Below are 15,151 nucleotides of genomic sequence, written 5' to 3' on the forward strand. Positions count from 1 at the left end.
GAAGCCCCCGTCATGCTTGCGCGCCTGCCCCGCCCCGTCCGCTACCTGCTGCAGATCCTGTTCGTGGTGGCCGCCACCGGGGTGGCCAACTTCTTCCTGCTCAAGCTGGTGCCGGGCGACCTGGTGGACGTGATCGCCGCCGAGAACAGCGGCATCACCCCCGCCCACGTGGCCGAGCTGCGGCAGGCCTACGGCCTGGACCAGGGCGTGCTGGCGCAGCTGGGGTACTACCTCAAGAGCCTGGCGTCGCTGGACCTGGGCTACTCGTTCCGCTACGGCGAACCGGTGGCCCACCTGATCCTGGGCCGCCTGCCCGCCACGCTGGCGCTGATCGGCACCGGCCTGGCGCTGTCGGTGGCGCTGGGCGTGCTGCTCGGCGTGCTGGCGGCGCGACGGCCGCACGGCCTGCTGGACACGCTGCTGTCGGGCCTGGCCACGGCGGGCTATTCAGCGCCGATGTTCTGGACCGCGCTGATGCTGATCGTCGGCTTCGGCGTGCACCTGGACTGGCTGCCGGTGGGCGGCATCCGCGACGTCGGCGCCGCCTACACCGGCTGGGCGCTGTGGCTGGACTATGCGCGCCACCTGGCGCTGCCGGTGGCCACGGTGGCGATCTACTACGTCGCCATCTACGCGCGGCTGTCGCGCGCCTCCATGATCGAGACGCTGCAGGAAGACTACATCCGCACCGCCCGCGCCCGCGGCAACGGCGAGGCCCGCGTGATCTGGCGCCACGCGCTGCGCAACGCCATCCTGCCGGTGGTCACCATGCTCGGCCTGCAGAGCAGCGCGCTGCTGGGCGGCAGCATCGTGGTCGAAACCGTGTTCGCCTGGCCCGGCCTGGGGCAGCTGTCGTTCGAGGCCATCGCCAGCCGCGACGTCAACCTGCTGCTGGGCATCCTGCTGATGAGCGCGGCGCTGGTGGCGGTCATGAACATCGCCGTGGACGCCTGCTACGGCCTGCTGGATCCCCGCGTGAGGAAGACATGAAACCCGCCTTGCTGTTCCTGGCGCGCCTGCTGCGCGCGCCGTCCGCCGCCGTCGGCGCGGCGGTCCTGCTGGCGCTGGTGGCCGCGGCCGCCACGGCCGGCTGGCTGTATCCGGGCGACCCGCTCGAAATGGTCGGCGCGCCCTTCACCTGGCCCGGGACCGACGCGGCGTTTCCGGCCGGCACCGACCTGATGGGCCGCGACATCCTGGCCGGCCTGTTCCACGGCGCCCGCGTCTCGCTGCTGGTGGGCGGCGCCTCGGCCGCCATCGCGCTGGCGCTGGGGCTGCTGGTGGGCGCCATCGCCGGCTACGCCGGGCCGCGCGTGGACGCGGCGCTGATGCGCCTGACCGAACTGTTCCAGACGGTGCCCTCGTTCCTGCTGGCGATCGTGCTGGTGGCGATCCTGGGGCCGTCGCTGTCGACCATCATCTTCGCGCTGGGCGTGACCTCCTGGACCGGCATCGCGCGCCTGACGCGCGGCGAGTTCATCACCCTGCGCGAGCGCGAATTCGTGCGCGCCGCGCAGGCGCTGGGCGCCGGCCACGCCCGCATCATCTTCCGCGAGATCCTGCCCAACGCGCTGCCGCCCATCATCGTCACCACCGCGGTGCTGGTGGCCAACGCCATCCTGTCCGAGGCCGGCCTGTCGTTCCTGGGCCTGGGCGACCCCAACGTGGTCAGCTGGGGCAGCATGGTCGGCGCCGGCCGCGAAGCGCTGCGCACCGCGTGGTACATGACCGCCCTGCCGGGCCTGACCATCATGGCGGCCGTGCTGGCCCTGAACCTGCTGAGCGACGCCATCAACGACGCGCTCAATCCCAAGCTGCGGCGGCGCGCCGCCGTAGCGCCCGCCGCCCCGCTACCGACCGCCTCCCCATGAGCACACTGATCGACATCCAAGGGCTGAACGTGGCCTTCCCCGGCCACCAGGCCGTCAGCGGGCTGGACCTGCGCATCGCCGCCGGCGAGACCCTGGCGCTGGTGGGCGAATCCGGTTGCGGCAAGTCCACCACCGCGCTGGCGCTGCTCGGCCTGCTGCCGCGCCACGCCCGCGCCAGCGGCCGCATCCTGTTCGAGGGCCGCGACCTGCTGGCGCTGCCCGAACGCCAGCGCTGCGCCCTGCGCGGCGACCGCATCGCCATGATCTTCCAGGAGCCGATGACCAGCCTGAACCCGGTGCTGACGCTGGGCCAGCAGATCGGCGAGGCCCTGCGGCTGCATCGCGGCGCCTCGGCCCGGGCCGCGCGGCAACGCGCGATCGAACTGCTGGACCTGGTGCGCGTGCCCGAACCGCAGCGCCGCGTCGACGACTATCCGCACCTGCTGTCGGGCGGTCAGCGCCAGCGCGCCATGATCGCCGCCGCCATCGCCTGCGAGCCCGCGCTGCTGGTGGCCGACGAGCCCACCACCGCGCTCGACGTGACGGTGCAGGCGCAGATCCTGCGGCTGCTGGACGACCTGCGCTCGGCGCTGGGCATGGGCCTGCTGCTGATCACCCATGACCTGGCGGTGGTCGGCGACTGGGCCGACCGCGTCGCGGTCATGGTGAACGGCGAGAAGGTCGAGGAAGGCGCCGCCGCCACGCTACTGTCGCGGCCGCGCCATCCCTACACCCAGGGCCTGCTGGGCGCCTCGCTGCGCCTGGACGACGCCACCCACTACCGCCAGCGGCGCCTGCCGGAGATCCGCACCCGGCTGGACCCGGCCTCGGGACGGCCGGTCTTCGGCCTAGTGACGCCGCCGCGCCTGACCGCCGCCAACGATGCGGCGGCGGGCGACCCCCACCCCCTGCCCCTGATGCAGGTGCGCGACCTGCGGGTCGACTACGCCACCCGCCAGGGCGCCAAGCGCGCCGTGGACGGCGTGTCGTTCGAGATCGCGCCCGGCGAGACGCTGGGCCTGGTGGGCGAATCCGGCTGCGGCAAGTCGACCCTGTCGCGCACCCTGGTGCGGCTGCTGGCGCCCGCCGCCGGGCAGATCCTGCTGCGCGGGCAGGACACCGCGCGCCTGGACCGGCGCGGCCTGGCGGCCTACCGCCAAAGCGTGCAGATGATCTTCCAGGACCCCTACGCCTCGCTCAACCCGCGCCACACGGTCGGCGACATCCTGGAGTCGGCGCTGCGCATCCACCACGTCACCGACCGCCAGGAACGGCGCCGCCGCATCGCCCACATGCTGGACGCGGTCGGCCTGCCGCACGCCGCCCTGGCGCGCTACCCCAGCGAATTCTCGGGCGGCCAGCGCCAGCGCATCGGCATCGCCCGCGCCCTGGTGCTGCGGCCGTCGCTGGTGATCTGCGACGAACCGGTATCGGCGCTGGACGTCTCGGTGCAGGCGCAGATCCTGAACCTGCTGGTCGACCTGAAGGCCGAGTTCAACCTGTCGTACCTGTTCATCTCGCACGACCTGTCGGTGGTGCACTATCTGGCCGACCGGGTGCTGGTGATGCACGCCGGCCGCATCGTCGAGGAAGGCCCCAACGCCACCCTGTGGCGCGAGGCCCGCCACCCCTACACGCGCAGCCTGATCGAGGCGCTGCCGCGCGGCCTGGACGGGGAAGGGGAAACCCTGCGTCGCCGCGCCTGACAGGGCGGGGCGCGGCGCTCATCCGAATGCGGTACTGGATTGCGGGCAGGGGCGGGCCTATACTGGATTGGCCCTTGCTGGACGTTCCTTTTCTCAAAGGAGACGCAACATGTACAGGCATCTGCTCATCGCCGTGGACGGCTCCCTGCTGTCCGAATCGGCGTTCAAGAAGGCGCTCGTTTTCGCCAAGGAAATGAACGCCTCCATCACCCTGTTGCGCGCCATCCCGGAAGATCACCTGACGGTCTACCAGGCCGAGATGCTGGGCGCGCACCAGGCCCAGCACACCGACCAGGCCCGCAAGAACGCCAGCGCCTATCTCGACGGGCTGGAGACCGAGGCGCGCCACGCGCTGGTGCCGTGCGAGACCGCCGTCGCCGTCAACGACCATCCACACGAGGCCATCGTCGACACCGCGCAGCAGCGCGGCTGCGACCTGATCGTGATGGGATCGCATGGCCGCCACGGCATGACCGGCTTCCTGCTCGGCAGCGAGACCCAGCGCGTGCTGGCGCGCACCAAGCTGCCGGTGCTGGTGTTCCGCTAGGCGGGCGTCGCCTTACGGCATCGCCGCCGCGGCCGGCGCGTGCTGGAAGGTGAAGCTGTCGGCGTAGACGTGATCGAGGCTGGCCCCGCGCCCCGCCAGCAGCGCGGTCGCCTCGCTGATCATCGCCGGCGCGCCGCACAGGTAGATGGCGTGCTCGGACAGGTCGCCGTGGTCCGCCAGCACCGCCTGTTGCACATGGCCGCGCCGCCCCTGCCAATCGGCGCCGGCGCGCGACAGCACCGGCACGAAATTGAACTCGTAGAGGCGCCCGGCCCAGCCCGCGATCTGGTCGCGCAGATACAGGTCGGCCTCGGTCCGCATGCCCCAGTAGAGCGTCACTGGCGGGCAATCGTCGCTGTCCAGCAGCGATTCCAGGATGGCCTTGATCGGCGCGATGCCGGTGCCGGTCGCCATCATGATCATCGGCCGCCAATCTTCCTCGTGGTAGCTGAACACCCCCAGCGGCGCCTCGATCTCGAGCGCCGCGCCCGGCCGCGCCTGGCCCAGCCACTGGTCGGTGTAGCGGCCGCCCGGAATGCGGCGCACGTGGAAATCCACCAGGTTGCCGGCGGGCGCCGAGGCCATCGAAAAACTGCGGGTGGCGCCGTCCGGCAGCACCACGTTCATGTACTGCCCGGGCGCGTAGTCCAGCGGCGCATCCGGCGGCAGCGCCAGCGTCAGGTGGATGACGTCGTCGCACAGCGCCGCGATGCGGTGCACGGTGGCATCCAGCCGGCGCGGCTCGGCGAATTGGCGCCGGTTGGCGACGCTGATGCACAGGTCGCCGCGGGGCCGCGCCTGACAGGCCAGGGCATAGCCCTGGGCCGCCTCTTCCGGCGTCAGCGCCATCGGGAACTCCTCGTAATCGACCGCCCCTTCGGCCAGCTTGATGCGGCAGGTGCCGCAGCCGCCGAAGGTGCATTCATGCGGCAGCCGGACCGCGGCGCGCTCGGCCGCCGCCAGCACGGATTCGCCGGGCTCGGCCTCGAAGGTCTGGCCGGTCTCGAGCAGATGAATGCGATGTGCCATGGAATTCCCCGCCTGCCGGCGCTTATTTCTTGATGTCCGCCTGCACCAGCACCTTCAGGCCGCGCGGCTCCAGCATTTCGGCCAGCGCCGTCAGCGCCGCCAGGCCCGCCTGGGTGTCCTGTTCGCCGTTGCCGCCGCTCAGGCCCACGCCGCCAATGACCTCGTCGTTGACCACGATGGGAAAGCCGCCCACGAACGCCGCGAACTTGCCCTCGAAGCTCCACTGGATGCCGAAGGCCTCGTTGCCGGGCAGCGCCGGCCCGTTTGGCGGCGTGGTGAACAGGTGCGTCGAACGCTTGTGGCCGGCGGCGGTGAAGGCCTTGTTCCAGGCGATCTGCGGGCCGGTGATGCGGGCGCCGTCCATGCGCTCCAGCGCGATCGGGTAGCCGCCGTCATCGACGATGCACACCGATTCCAGCACGCCGATCTGTTCCGATCGGGCGATGGCCGCGCGCACCATGGCGCGCGCTTCTTCCAGTTCCAGGCGATAGATCTGCTTCATGTCTGTTCTCCAAAGGGCCGTCAGCCGGCGCGGTAGACGGTCTTGATCTGGGTGTAGAACTCCAGCCCGACCCGGCCCGATTCGCGGAAGGTCGAGGTGCTGGAGCTTTTCAGGCCGCCGAACGGCGCGTTGATGAGATTGCCGGTGGTGGTGCGGTTGATCTTGACGGTGCCGGCCTGGATGTCGCGCGCGAAGCGATGGGCGTAGCGCGCGTCGCGGGTGGCGATGGCGGCGGCCAGGCCGTACTCGGTGTCGTTGGCGCAGGCGATGGCCTCGTCGTAGCCGTCCACCGCGATCAGCGCCAGCACCGGGCCGAAGATTTCCTCGCGCGCGATGCGCATCTGCTGCGTCACGTCGGTGAACAGGGCCGGGGTCACGTAATAGCCGCGCTCGAAGCCCGGACCGTCCAGGCGCTCGCCGCCGATCAGATGGGTGGCTTCCTGCTTGCCCAGCGCGATGTAGCTCAGCACCGTGTCGAGCTGCTTGCGGGTGGCCAGCGGCCCCAGGTCGAAATTGCCCTCCAGGCCGTTGCCGATGGTCAGCTTGGCCATGCGCGCCAGCAGCTTCTCGGTGAACGCCGGCAGCACCTTGCGATCGACCAGCAGCCGGCTGGTGCCGGTGCAGGCCTGGCCGCTGAGCGAGAACCCGCCCTTGACCGCCAGGTCCACCGCGCGATCCAGGTCGGCGTCGGCCAGCACGATCAGCGGGTTCTTGCCGCCCAGCTCCATCTGCGTGCGCGTGGTCAGGCCGGCGCCGCGGTGGATCTGCTCGCCGGCGGAGGTCGAGCCGGTGAAGGAAATGGCGCGCACCGCCGGCGCGGTGGTGATGGCCTGCCCCACCTTCGAGGCCGGCCCCGTCACGAAATTCAGCACGCCCGGCGGCAACCCCGCCTCGATCAGCGCCTGCGCCAGGCGGTAGCCGGACAGCGGCGCGTCCGACGACGGCTTGAACACCACGGTATTGCCGGTGATCAGCGCCGGCGCGATCTTGCGCGCCGGAATCGAGATCGGGAAGTTCCACGGCGAAATCACCGTCACCACGCCCAGCGGCTCGCGCTGGCTGTAGACCACCATGTCCGGATCGTCGTTGACGAAGGTCTCGCCGGTGAACGACTGCCCTTCCACCGCATAGAACCGCAGGGTCTGGGCCGAGCGCAGCACTTCGTCGCGGGCCAGCGCCAGGCCCTTGCCTTCCTCGCGGGTCAGTTCGCGCGCCACGCTGTCGGCGCGGTCCTCCAGCAGTTGGGCAGCGCGGAACAGGATGGCGGCGCGCTTGGAGATCGGCGTGTCGCGCCAGGCGGGAAAGGCGGCGGCGGCCGCCGCCACGGCGCGGGCGCCATCGGTGGCGTCCGATTGCTGGAACCGCCCCACCACGTCGGCGCTGTCGGCCGGGTTCAGGTTCGGCGCCGTCGCGCCCGAGGCGCAGGCGACCCATTCGCCGCCGATGTGATTCAGAAATGCCTGCTGCGAAAGCTCGTCCACGGAAGTCCTTCCTTTGCCGGGCTGGCCGGGATGCCCGGAAATTGGCCGTCTGAGGTAATTTCTGAACATTGTATACTTTAATCTAAATGGTTCGATCCGCGTAAACCCGAACGGGCGTCAATGCCAGATCAGCACGGCGCAGATCGTCGACACGAACAGCGCCAGCAGCACGGGCAGCAGCAGCGCCCGCACCAGCGACAGCACGTGGACGCGCGCAAACCCCGCCACGGCGATCAATGACGACCAGGCGATCAGGGTGCCGCCGCCGGTCCACACCGCGCCCATCTGGCCCACCGCCGCCAGTGTGGCCGGGTCCACGCCCACCACCGGCCCCAGCGCGCCCGACAGCGTGCCCGTCAGCGGCAGGCCGGCGAAACCCGAGCCGTCGATGCCGGTGATCATCCCCACCAGCAGCACGCCGAACGCCACCAGGAAGTGGTTCTCGGGAATCAGGTGCTGGCCCGCCGAGATCACTTCGAACAGCAGCCCCGGGGCCTGCGCCTGCGGCATGCCCAGGATCTGCGCGGCGGTCTCGTTGGCGCCGACGAAGAAGAAGCCGGCGATCGGCAGCACCGAGCCCATCGCCTTGAAGGCGAACACGAAGCCGTCGGTGACGTGCTCGGGGCAGACGTCCAGCATCTTGCGCGGCCCTTCGGCGGCCAGCGTCACCAGCATCATCACCACGAACGCCACGCCGCCCACCAGGGCCGCCGCGTCGCCGCCGCGCAGCGCCGGCAGCGACGGGAACAGCCGCGGCAGCACCATCACCGCGATCACGCCCAGGAAGGCCAGCGGCGTCACCACCGCGAACACGCGCGACCAGCGCACCCGGCGCCGTTCCTCGTCGTCCAGCCCCGGCCCGCGCGGCAGCGCCGGGTTGGCGCCCATGGTGCCGCGCGCCAGCTCGGCCTTGTCGAACGAGCCGGACTGCTCGATCTCGGCCAGGCTGCCGTCCTGGGCGCGCGCCTGCCAGGCCGACAACAGGCCCGGGTCGGCCGGCACGATGTGCTTGCGCACCAGCAGGTAGGCGACGGTCAGCGCCACCGCGCCGGTGATCAGCGACAGCACCAGCGCGCGGTCCGCCACCACCGCGGCGCTGACCGCCGCGCCGGCGGCCTTGGCGCTGATGCCCGGCGCCACGCCGATCACGTAGTCGGACGACAGCGCCATGCCCTGCCCGGCGATGGCGATGGCCATGGCGCCCGCCAGCGGCGGCAGCCCGGCCGCGATGGCCGCCGGCAGCAGGATCGCGGACACCAGCGGCACCGCCGGCGTCGGCCAGAAGAACAGCGAGATCACATAGGTACAGAGGGCGATGATGACGAACGACGAATGGCCGCCGCGCATCACTCGCCGGAACGGCTGCACCATGCGCACGTCCGCCTGCAGCGTCTTGAGCGCGTTGAGCAGGGCGGTCATGAAGGTGATGACCAGGAAAATGTTGAAAAGCTCTTTGGCGGCCACGAAGCTGGCCGAGAAGATGCCGATCAGCGCGCTGATCGGGTTGCCGGTGATGGCCAGCACCACCAGAAAAGTGCCGATGACCGACGGCACCACCACGTTGGCCCGCAGGACCATCGTCAGGATGATGGCGGCGACGCTGGCCAGGTACATCCAGTGAGCGGCGTTGAGGACGACGTCCGATTGCATGCGCTATTCCCCTTGTGACGTGGCTGTTGAGATCGCCACTTCGGTATACTATATTTCGTTATGCGCCATACCAACCGAAATATGCGCCGCCTAGGGAAACCGATAATTCTGAAATTTCCATGAATATCCCAGGAAAATCAGTGCATTAAGTTGGGGCGCAAGCCCAATCTTGGTGCACGACCGGTTTTCAGTCAGACTACCGTATACATAAAAGAGACTTCTGACATGCCCGTCGCCCTTCCCGATCTCTGGCATTACGCGGCCATGGCCGCGGTCGTCTTCGGCGCCGCGCTGGCGCAGGGCGTGGGCGGCATCGGCTTCGCCATGTTCGCCGCGCCGGTGGCGGCGCTGTGCTTCCCGCAGCTCGCCCCCGGCCCGCTGCTGACGCTGGGCGGCTTCATCTCGCTGCTGACCGCGCTGCGCGAACGCGGCGCGATCGACTGGCCGGCGGTCGGCTATGCCCTGACCGGGCGCGCCGCCGGCACCTTGATCGCCATCTACGCCATGGCGCGCTTCGCGCCGCAGGCGCTGGGCCTGCTGTTCGCCGCCATGATCCTGGCGGCGGTCGTCCTCAGCGCCGCCGGCCTGCGCTTTGCCGCCACCCCGGGCCGGGTCTCGGGCGCTGGCGTGGCCTCGGGCATCATGGGCACCATGACCTCGGTCGGCGCCCCGCCGATCGCCCTGGTGCTGCAGCACGCCGAGCCGCCGCGGCTGCGCGCCACGCTGGGCATGGTGCTGTTCCTGGGGTCGATCTTCTCGCTGGCGATGCTGGCGCTGGCCGACCGCTACACCGGTTACCACGCCGCGCTGGCGCTCAGCCTGGCGCCGTTCCTGCTGGCCGGCTTCGCCGTTTCCGGCCGGCTGCGCTCGCGGCTGCCGCCGCGCGCGGTGCGCGCCGTGCTGCTGGTCGCCTGCGCCCTCGGCGCGCTGGGCGTGATCGCCAAGGCCCTGTGGGCCGGCTGACGCCGCCCGCCGACGCCGTGGGCGCCCCGCCCGGTAATACAATGAAGACTGTATCCATTCCGCCAGACCTGCTCGCCATGACCACTTCGCCCGTCAGCTCGCAAGCCGTAGACACGCAGCAATCTGCTCCGCTGAAGATCGGCGAGCAGCATCCGCAGTTGTTCGCGGTCATCCGCGACAAGCTGCGCGAGCGCATCCTCAGCGGCGAATTCACGCCCGGCGACCGCCTGGTCGAAGGCCGCCTGTCGGAAGAAATGGGCGTGTCGCGCATCCCGGTGCGCGAAGCGCTGCGGGCGCTGGCCGCCGAAGGGCTGGTCACCATCGAACCGCGCCGCGGCGCGTCGGTGTCGGTGCTGTCGGACGCGGTGGCCTACGACATGGTGGAAGTGCGCGCCACGCTGGAAGGCCTGAACGCCAAGCTGGCCGCGCAGCGCCGCGACGACAAGACCGTCGAACGCCTGCAGGCGTTCCTGCGCGAAGGCACCGAGGCCGCGCGCAGCGAGCAGCTGGACAAGTTCCTGGCGCTGAATTCGCAGTTCCACGAAATGCTGGCCACCATCGGCGGCAACGTGGTGCTGACCGACCTGATGCGTTCGCTGCGCGACCGCACCGCGCTCTTGTTCGCCCCCAGCAACATGCACCGCGCCAAGCAGAACTGGGACGAACACTCGCAGATCCTGAACGCCGTCATCGCCGGCAACGGCGACCTGGCCGCGCTGCTGGCCAGCCAGCACGTGCACAACGCCGCCAAGGCCTACACCGAGACGCGCCAGGCGCACTCGTCGGCCGCCTGAGCGCGGCCGCGGCCATCAGGCGCGGCCGTCGCGGCGCCGTGACGATGACCGCGCGGCGCTCATGACGCGGCCGGCTGCGCCTCAGCGTCCGTCACCACGCCCTTGCCGTCGCGCACCACCCAGGACACGGCCACGTCGCCCAGCACGAAGGTCTGGCAGGCCATGCGATAGCCGGCCTCGAAGTCTTCGGGCCGCAGGTGCTTGCGTTCCTTGGGCTTGATGGCGTCGGTGTTTTCCAGCCCCTGCTCGATGCGGCACTTGCAGGTGCCGCACAGGCCGCCGCCGCACTTGAACGGAATGCCGCCCTTTTCCTTCAGCGACACCCGCAGCAGATTGCTGTTCTCCGGGGCCTGGGCCACCTTGCCGCCATTCGATAGAAACGTGATCTTGACCATGCTGCTCATTGCTCCGCGGCGACGCGGTCGGGATGCCGCGTCAGGGTGGTATCGATGCTGCCGAAGCGGGTCAGGTGGATAAGCTCCTGGCGCGCGGCCTCCAGCGAACCGAAGGCCTCCAGGAACTTGGACGGCACCCGGTTCACCACATAGGGCGGCGTTTCCTCGGTGACCACCAGCCGGCTCGGTCCGCGCAGCCGCGCGATGCTGAAGACGGCGCGCAGGCGGCCATCGCAGGCGTAGTCGTAGGTCTCGACGATCTCGGCCAGCGCGTCCGCCTCGGTGCGGTACACGCCAGGCTTGGACGTCAGGATCACGAACACGGCGTCATTCGCGTCGCGGGTCATGCGCGGTTCCTTTGCAGATTGCGTTCGGGAAGGGCCTGGCGGCTAGCGCTGCTCGGCGGCGGCAACGACCTCGCGCGGCGCCGCCGCCTCGACGTCCTGCGCCAGTTCGATATCGTGGTCGAGCCACAGCTGGCAGGCCAGTCGGTAACCCGCGTCGATGCGCTCGCCCAGCTGCTTCTTTTCCTTCCAGTTCACCGGCGGCAGGTGTTCCGCCCCCGACAGCACGCGGCAGGCGCATTTGGCGCACTTGCCCATGCCGCATTCGTAACGCAGGTGCGGAAAGGGAAACTGCCGGATGCCGGCGCGCACCACCAGGTTGGCGTTGTCCGGCACCACCCCGGTATGGGTCTGGCCGTCTTTGTGGAATACGACGGTAGGCATGGATCAGGTATCCAGTGGCGCCCGCCGCGGTCCGCGCGGACGGCGCGGGCGGCGGCGGCGGGCAGGGGACTCAGGCGGCCAGGCCCAGCTCGGGCAGCGCGATTTCCTGCTGCACGTAGTCGGTATAGAGCGCGGTGGTGTACAGCAGCCGCATCTGCGCGCCGATCTCGCAGATCTTCAGGCAGCGCTGCTGCAGCTCCACCGTGTTGGCGTGCTCCAGCACGATCTGGTAGCCGCGCTCGCCATGGATCTCGTCGGACACGATGTGCAGGTCGAAGAACTCGACTTCCTCATCGGTGAAGCCATATTTCTCGCGCAGGGTCGGCGTCTGCTTGCGGTAGATCGACGGCACCTGCGATTCCAGGCCCACCACCAGGCCGGCCACGGCCACGATCGGGTCTTCGCGCATCGCCACGGCGTAGCACCAGCTTTGCAGCGCCCGCGTCGTGGGCGACATGTTGTCCGGATTGGTGACCCGTTCGCGGGTGGTGCCGCAGGCCTCGGCGAAGCGGATCAGCAGATCGGTATGGCGGTCGCCGCCGATTTCCTCTTCATACATGTTGGCCAGCAGGAAATCCTTGGCCTCGGTGTAGGTGTCGGGCGTGCGGGCGTACAGGTAGCCCAGGTAGTCGGCGAACGGGCCGACGTAGTGGTAGTGGTTCTCGGCCCAGCGCGACAGGTGTTCGCGGCTGAGCTTGCCTTCGGCCCAGGCGATCGAAAACGGCGAGGCGTTGGCGCTCTTGCCCTTGATTGCGTTTTCCAACGCGGTACGGAATTCATCTCGGTTCATCAGTTCAGCCATGACGCGCTCCAGGTCTGGTGAGGGAGGGGCGGCCGAAGTCTTCGACCGATGATGAACATTGTATACCGTCTACCGTTTTGATCGACTAGGGTATTCCCGCTGCGGATCGTTCATAAAAGGGACGGTCCCTCTGATATCAAGGACTTGGCGTGGGCAACCGGGGTTGGCGGCATGGGCGGCCGACTGGTACAATGAATACACTTTCAATGCAATACGGAAATACCATGACCACCCGCCATCCCCTGGGAGACGCCCCCATCGGCCAGCAGCTGCTGGCTCACTACGCCGGCCGCGATGCCGTGCGCCATGCCACGCCCTTGTTCCCCTCGTCGTGGTCGGAATGCCTGGCGCCGTTCCGCAACGCCCGGCTGCGGCCGCAAGCCGCGCCGTCGGTCCAGGCCGACAAGCGCACGCCAGCCATCCAGGCGGGCTGACGCCGGTCGCCCTCCATCAGGACGGGCGCGATCCATCCGGGGCGCCTTGCGCGCGCCCGGCCAGCCCCGATGGCCTAGGTCCCGGCGGCCTGGGAGCCGACCGGTTGACGGCCCGAGCGCCACCGACGCCGCGCCCCGGCCAGCAGCAGCACCAGGAAGAACCCCAGCGTGTAGGCCAGCACGTCCCACCAGTCCGGCACGCTGCCCAGCAGGATGCGCAGCACCGGCTGTTCCAGGCGCCAACCGAACAGCCGCGCCAGGTACTGGCCGAACTCGACCGCGTAGCCGGTCAGCAGCGCCGCGACCGCCAGCGGCAGCACGCCCGCGCGGATGAAGCTGCGATACACCAGATAGGCCCAGCCCACCGCCAGCACATCGCCCACGAACCCGCGCAACAGCGGGTAGGGCTTGCCCAGGGTGGCGATCAGCACCTCCACCACGGTCACGGCGAGCAGGGCGGCGAACGCCGATCGGTTGAAGGTCAGTCGCATCGGGAGGTCAGGCGCGCTGGGCGCGGAAAACGCGGTTATTGGAACGGCCGACGCAACTGTTAACGCATTTGTCAGGCCGGCGGGCGTAGCCTGATTCGACCACGCCGCAGGCGAGGGTACTAGAAAAACACAAGGAGACATGCATGAGCGCATTCGATACGGATGGGCGCAGGCGCTTCCTGCGCCAGGCCTGTACCCTGGGCGCGACCGGCACGCTGGCCGGCCACGCCCTCACCAGCCTGGCGGCCCCCGCCACCGTCACCCTGCCGTTCGCCAATGGCGAGCGCGACCTGATCGCCTACCCCCAGAAACGCCCCCTGATCCGCCAGACCTCGCGGCCGCCGCAGCTGGAAACGCCGTTCGCGGTGTTCAACGACAGCGTGATCACGCCCAACGACGCCTTTTTCGTGCGCTACCACCTGGGCAACATCCCCACCGCTATCGATGCCACCGCCTACCGGCTGCGCATCGGCGGCTCGGTCGGCACGCCGCTGGAACTGTCGCTGGCGGACCTGAAGCAGCAATTCGGCCAGCCGGTCGAGCTGGTGGCCGTGACGCAGTGCTCCGGCAACAGCCGCGGCTTCTTCGAGCCGCGCGTGGGCGGCGGCCAGCTCGGCAACGGCGCCATGGGCAACGCCCGCTGGCTCGGCATCCCGCTCAAGCGCGTGCTGGAGAAGGCCGGCATCCAGGCCGGCGCGCGCCAGGTCACGTTCCAGGGCCTGGACCGGCCGGTGCTGCAGGGCACGCCCGCCTTCGTCAAGGCGCTGGACGCGGCCCATGCGCTGGACGGCGAGGTGATGCTGGCCTACGCCATGAACGGCGCCGACCTGCCGATGCTCAACGGCTATCCCGTGCGGCTGGTGGTGCCCGGCTATTACGGCACCTACTGGGTCAAGCACCTGGCGGACATCCAGGTGCTGGACAAGGAGTTCGACGGCTTCTGGATGCAGAAGGCCTACCGCATCCCCGACAACGACTGCGCCTGTACGCCCGCGGGCAAGGCGCCGGACAAGACCCGTCCCATCGGCCGCTACAACGTGCGCAGCTTCATCACCAGCCTGGCCGATGGCGCCCGCGTCGCCAAGGGCGCGCGCGTGCAGGTGCGCGGCATCGCCTTCGACGGCGGCCGCGGCATCCGCGAGGTGCAGTTCTCGGCCGACGACGGCAAGACCTGGCGCGCCGCCACGCTGGGCCAGGACCTGGGACGCTATTCCTTCCGCGAATGGCATGCCGAGTTCACGCCCACCCAGGCCGGCCGCTACGCGCTCAAGGCGCGCGCCACCAACCAGGCCGGCGAGACCCAGCCGCTGGAGCCGCTGTGGAATCCGGCCGGCTACATGCGCAACGTGGTCGAAACCGTGCGCATCGACGCCGCCTGAGCCAGGAGCCCGCCATGATCCCCTTTGCCCGCCTGGTCCTGGCGCTGGCCGCCGCCAGCGCCGCCGCGCCCGCGTTCGCCCTGGACATCCAGCTGCCCCAGGAAACCGCCACGCTGCATCCCGGCACCGGCCCCGGCGCCCAGGGCGCCACCCTGTGCCTGATGTGCCATTCGGTCGATTACCTGTCTTCGCAGCCGCCCATGCCGCTGGGCTTCTGGGATGCCGAGGTCAAGAAGATGGTCGGCACCTATGGCGCGCCGATTCCGGCCGAACAGGTGCCCCTGATCGTCGAGTACCTGAACCAGGCCTACCCCGGCCCGGCCCCGGCCAAGCCCTGAGCGCGTCCCGCGCGCCGCGCGTCTCCGGGGCGCGCGGCGCC

General features: G+C 69.9%; 18 protein-coding genes. 9 read left to right on the forward strand and 9 right to left on the reverse strand.

The features are described from left to right. Nucleotides 1-12: 12 nt before the first annotated feature. The 4 genes from H0523_RS12505 (at nucleotide 13) to H0523_RS12520 (ending at nucleotide 4,124) form a co-directional block, all read left to right on the forward strand. On the forward strand, nucleotides 13-990 hold the full coding sequence (locus H0523_RS12505) for an ABC transporter permease (protein WP_054433978.1): 978 nt from the start codon (nucleotides 13-15) through the stop codon (nucleotides 988-990). Then, nucleotides 987-1,871, forward strand: coding sequence for an ABC transporter permease (locus H0523_RS12510; RefSeq protein WP_054433979.1), 885 nt, complete (start codon nucleotides 987-989; stop codon nucleotides 1,869-1,871). The genes H0523_RS12505 and H0523_RS12510 overlap by 4 nt, the downstream gene beginning before the upstream one ends. Then, nucleotides 1,868-3,577, forward strand: a complete 1,710-nt coding sequence (locus H0523_RS12515; RefSeq protein ID WP_054433980.1) for an ABC transporter ATP-binding protein — start codon at nucleotides 1,868-1,870, stop codon at nucleotides 3,575-3,577. Before H0523_RS12510 ends, H0523_RS12515 begins: the two co-directional genes overlap by 4 nt. Nucleotides 3,578-3,686: 109 nt before the next feature. Continuing rightward, the gene (locus H0523_RS12520) at nucleotides 3,687-4,124 is read left to right on the forward strand and encodes a universal stress protein (RefSeq protein WP_054433981.1); all 438 of its coding nucleotides are present in this window, start codon (nucleotides 3,687-3,689) and stop codon (nucleotides 4,122-4,124) included. A gap of 12 nt (nucleotides 4,125-4,136) precedes the next feature. On the opposite strand, the gene H0523_RS12525 is transcribed toward H0523_RS12520, so the two are convergent. The 4 genes from H0523_RS12525 to H0523_RS12540 all read right to left on the reverse strand — a co-directional run bounded on the left by H0523_RS12525 (nucleotide 4,137) and on the right by H0523_RS12540 (nucleotide 8,786). Continuing rightward, a complete protein-coding gene (locus H0523_RS12525) occupies nucleotides 4,137-5,153 on the reverse strand; it encodes a 2Fe-2S iron-sulfur cluster-binding protein (protein ID WP_054433982.1) in 1,017 nt (338 codons plus the stop codon). A 22-nt stretch (nucleotides 5,154-5,175) separates the two neighbouring features. Next, on the reverse strand, nucleotides 5,176-5,655 hold the full coding sequence (locus tag H0523_RS12530) for a GlcG/HbpS family heme-binding protein (protein WP_054433983.1): 480 nt from the start codon (nucleotides 5,653-5,655) through the stop codon (nucleotides 5,176-5,178). A 20-nt stretch (nucleotides 5,656-5,675) separates the two neighbouring features. Further along, complete coding sequence (locus H0523_RS12535) at nucleotides 5,676-7,136, reverse strand: aldehyde dehydrogenase family protein (RefSeq protein WP_054433984.1); 1,461 nt, start codon at nucleotides 7,134-7,136, stop codon at nucleotides 5,676-5,678. A 117-nt stretch (nucleotides 7,137-7,253) separates the two neighbouring features. Beyond that, entirely contained in the window at nucleotides 7,254-8,786 is a 1,533-nt protein-coding gene (locus H0523_RS12540; RefSeq protein WP_054433985.1) for a hypothetical protein, read from the reverse strand. Nucleotides 8,787-9,011: 225 nt separating this feature from the next. Here H0523_RS12540 and H0523_RS12545 point away from each other — a divergent pair, with 225 nt between their 5' ends. Then, nucleotides 9,012-9,749, forward strand: a complete 738-nt coding sequence (locus H0523_RS12545) for a sulfite exporter TauE/SafE family protein (protein ID WP_054433986.1) — start codon at nucleotides 9,012-9,014, stop codon at nucleotides 9,747-9,749. A gap of 77 nt (nucleotides 9,750-9,826) precedes the next feature. After that, nucleotides 9,827-10,543, forward strand: a complete 717-nt coding sequence (locus tag H0523_RS12550; protein ID WP_054433987.1) for a GntR family transcriptional regulator — start codon at nucleotides 9,827-9,829, stop codon at nucleotides 10,541-10,543. A 59-nt stretch (nucleotides 10,544-10,602) separates the two neighbouring features. On the opposite strand, the gene H0523_RS12555 is transcribed toward H0523_RS12550, so the two are convergent. From H0523_RS12555 to H0523_RS12570, 4 genes are all read right to left on the reverse strand, one after another. Next, entirely contained in the window at nucleotides 10,603-10,947 is a 345-nt protein-coding gene (locus H0523_RS12555; protein WP_054433988.1) for a 2Fe-2S iron-sulfur cluster-binding protein, read from the reverse strand. Next, nucleotides 10,944-11,285 carry a ferredoxin gene (locus tag H0523_RS12560; RefSeq protein ID WP_082380514.1) on the reverse strand — a complete coding sequence of 114 codons (342 nt, stop codon included), beginning with the start codon at nucleotides 11,283-11,285 and terminating at the stop codon, nucleotides 10,944-10,946. Before H0523_RS12560 ends, H0523_RS12555 begins: the two co-directional genes overlap by 4 nt. A gap of 42 nt (nucleotides 11,286-11,327) precedes the next feature. Further along, nucleotides 11,328-11,666 carry a 2Fe-2S iron-sulfur cluster-binding protein gene (locus H0523_RS12565; protein ID WP_054433989.1) on the reverse strand — a complete coding sequence of 113 codons (339 nt, stop codon included), beginning with the start codon at nucleotides 11,664-11,666 and terminating at the stop codon, nucleotides 11,328-11,330. A 70-nt stretch (nucleotides 11,667-11,736) separates the two neighbouring features. Then, the gene (locus tag H0523_RS12570; protein WP_006387284.1) at nucleotides 11,737-12,468 is read right to left on the reverse strand and encodes an iron-containing redox enzyme family protein; all 732 of its coding nucleotides are present in this window, start codon (nucleotides 12,466-12,468) and stop codon (nucleotides 11,737-11,739) included. A gap of 224 nt (nucleotides 12,469-12,692) precedes the next feature. Here H0523_RS12570 and H0523_RS12575 point away from each other — a divergent pair, with 224 nt between their 5' ends. Then, a complete protein-coding gene (locus tag H0523_RS12575) occupies nucleotides 12,693-12,902 on the forward strand; it encodes a hypothetical protein (RefSeq protein ID WP_054433990.1) in 210 nt (69 codons plus the stop codon). 74 nt (nucleotides 12,903-12,976) lie between these two features. Here the strand turns inward: H0523_RS12575 and H0523_RS12580 are convergent, their stop codons facing one another. After that, nucleotides 12,977-13,393, reverse strand: a complete 417-nt coding sequence (locus H0523_RS12580; RefSeq protein WP_054433991.1) for a ribosomal maturation YjgA family protein — start codon at nucleotides 13,391-13,393, stop codon at nucleotides 12,977-12,979. 143 nt (nucleotides 13,394-13,536) lie between these two features. On the opposite strand from H0523_RS12580, the gene sorA reads away from it, so the two are divergent. Continuing rightward, entirely contained in the window at nucleotides 13,537-14,772 is a 1,236-nt protein-coding gene (gene sorA, locus H0523_RS12585) for a SorA family sulfite dehydrogenase catalytic subunit (protein WP_054433992.1), read from the forward strand. Nucleotides 14,773-14,786: 14 nt separating this feature from the next. After that, the gene (sorB, locus tag H0523_RS12590; RefSeq protein ID WP_054433993.1) at nucleotides 14,787-15,110 is read left to right on the forward strand and encodes a SorB family sulfite dehydrogenase c-type cytochrome subunit; all 324 of its coding nucleotides are present in this window, start codon (nucleotides 14,787-14,789) and stop codon (nucleotides 15,108-15,110) included. Nucleotides 15,111-15,151: the final 41 nt, after the last annotated feature.

The sequence above is a fragment of the Achromobacter insuavis genome (genome assembly GCF_902859645.1).
GTDB classification, from domain to species: Bacteria; Pseudomonadota; Gammaproteobacteria; order Burkholderiales; family Burkholderiaceae_B; genus Achromobacter; species Achromobacter insuavis.